The sequence below is a fragment of the Pseudoxanthobacter sp. genome, from assembly GCF_036822375.1.
Classification (GTDB): Bacteria; Pseudomonadota; Alphaproteobacteria; order Rhizobiales; family Segnochrobactraceae; genus Pseudoxanthobacter.
Genome location: NZ_DAISHT010000150.1, coordinates 7,013 through 9,055, shown reverse-complemented (window position 1 = coordinate 9,055; position 2,043 = coordinate 7,013). Strand labels below are relative to the sequence as shown.

The window sequence follows — 2,043 nt, the reverse complement described above, 5'->3', positions numbered from 1 at the left end:
TTGGCGAGAGCGCTTTGGGCGAGACCGGCTTGGGCAAGACCGGCGTGGGCGAGACCGGCTTGAGCGATGGCCGGCCGGAAGGCGCGGTTTCCGCCGATGGCCGGGTGTGCGGCAGCTATGTCCACGGTCTTTTTGCCGACGATGCCCAGCGCGCCCGCTGGCTTCAGCGCCTCGGTACCCCGCCCTCCGATCTGCAGTTCGAGGCGGGCATAGAGGCGGCGCTGGACGCTCTCGCCAGCCATCTGGAACAGCACCTCGACCTCGATACCCTGCTGGCGCTGGCCCGCTGAGGCGCCTCAGAGCACGAGGGCGATGGCTGCCCCGGCGGCGATCAGCGCCACCATCAGCCCGTCTGCCAGCCAGAACAGCCGCAGCGCCTGCCGGATGTCGGCGGCGCCGAGTTCGCGGCGGCCGCCGGCGCCCATCTCCGGTCCGCTCACCATCACGCCGCCGTAGCTGCGCGGGCCGGCGATGGCAAAGCCGAGCGCGCCGGCCATGGCGGCTTCCGGCCAGCCGGCATTGGGCGACCGGTGGAAGCGCGCATCGCGCCGGATGGCCCGCCACGCGGCAGCCGGGCTCGCCCCGGGCATGAGCGCCGCAGCCGCCACGATCAGCAGACCGGCCAGCCGCGAGGCCGGCAGATTGATGAGATCGTCGAACCGCGCCGCGGCCCAGCCGAAGGCACCGTGACGCGCGGTCTTGTGACCGATCATGCTGTCGGCGGTGTTGACAGCCTTGTAGACGGCCGCCCCCGGCAGCCCGCCGGCCAGCATCCACACGGCCGGCGCCACGATGCCATCGGAAAAGTTCTCCGCAAGGCTCTCGATGGCGGCGCGCGAGACGCCGGCGACATCGAGGGCCTCGGGGTCGCGCCCGACGATGCGCGACACGGCCGCCCGCCCGGCCACGATGCCGCCGGTTTCCAGCGCCGCGGCGACGGCGCGCACATGGGCGGCCAAACTGCGCTGCGCCAGCAAGGCACTGCCCGCCAGCACCGCCAGCACGACGCCGGCCGGGCCGGCAATCCGTCCCGCCACGCCGGCCACCGCCGCCCCAGCCCCGCCGGCGACCAGCACGATCACCAGCAGCGCCAGAACGCCAAGCGCGCGCCGCCGCCCGGCCGGATCGGCCGGCCGGTTCCAGTGCCGGTCGAGGGCGCCGATGAGCCGGCCGATCCACGTAACGGGGTGGCCGATGCGGGCGAACAGCCCCTGCGGATAGCCGAACGCCAGTTCCAGCAGCAGGGCCAGTGCAGTCAGCAGAAAGGTCATGGGACAAACGGGATCGTGCAACGGAATGGACAGAGAGGCGCCGCCATGGCCGCCGTGCTCAGGCGTGCGGCAGCCCGGCATAGATGGTGGTCACACCGGTGACAACGAACTGCACGCCGATTGCCAGCGTGAACAGCCCCATCACCTTCACCAGAACGCTCATGCCGACTTCGCCGATGAACCGGGTCAGGTCGACGGCGAAATAGAACACGAGGAAGATGATGACCGTCATGGTGAGAATGGCGAACAGCAGCAGCAGATGGGTGTTGTTGGTGTCGGCAAGCTGCGCAAACACGGTGACGGTGGACATCGTGCCCGCGCCGGTGGTGAGCGGAATGGCCACCGGCACGACGGTGGCCGAAATCCGCTGGCGATAGCCTTCGTCGGGATGCAGCACCGCCTTGGTGGACACATCCTCCGATGTGCGCGCATTCAGCATGCTGTGGCCGGTGGAACAGAGCAGCAGCCCGCCGGCGATCTGGAAGGCACTGATCGAGATGCCGAAAAACGCCAGCACGGCCGTGCCGAAGACCATCGACATCAGCATGACGATAAGCGAGGTCGCCGTGGCGATGACGACGAGACGCAGGGTCTGCACGCGGGAAAGACCGCCGCACATGGCCAGAAAGGGAGCCAGCGCCGGGATGTTGTTGGCGACAGCCAGAATGCCGAGCAGATATTGCTGATACGATCCGTGCATCGTTTCCTCCCGGCCGGCGGCCCGCCCGACAAGGCCACGGAATGCCCGGCGAGCGCAACCGGTGCCGCGGCC

Annotated in this window: 2 protein-coding genes and 1 pseudogene; 1 reads left to right on the top strand and 2 read right to left on the bottom strand. The window is 69.8% G+C overall.

The genetic code is table 11. The annotated features are described in order from the left end of the window. Positions 1-290, top strand: a pseudogene (locus V7067_RS13010) (cobyric acid synthase CobQ); the annotation flags it as partial. A 6-nt stretch (positions 291-296) separates the two neighbouring features. On the opposite strand, the gene cbiB reads toward V7067_RS13010, so the two are convergent. Then, positions 297-1,271 carry an adenosylcobinamide-phosphate synthase CbiB gene (gene cbiB, locus V7067_RS13005; protein WP_334176328.1) on the bottom strand — a complete coding sequence of 325 codons (975 nt, stop codon included), beginning with the start codon at positions 1,269-1,271 and terminating at the stop codon, positions 297-299. A gap of 58 nt (positions 1,272-1,329) precedes the next feature. Next, positions 1,330-1,971, bottom strand: a complete 642-nt coding sequence (locus V7067_RS13000; RefSeq protein WP_334176327.1) for a MarC family protein — start codon at positions 1,969-1,971, stop codon at positions 1,330-1,332. Positions 1,972-2,043: the final 72 nt, after the last annotated feature.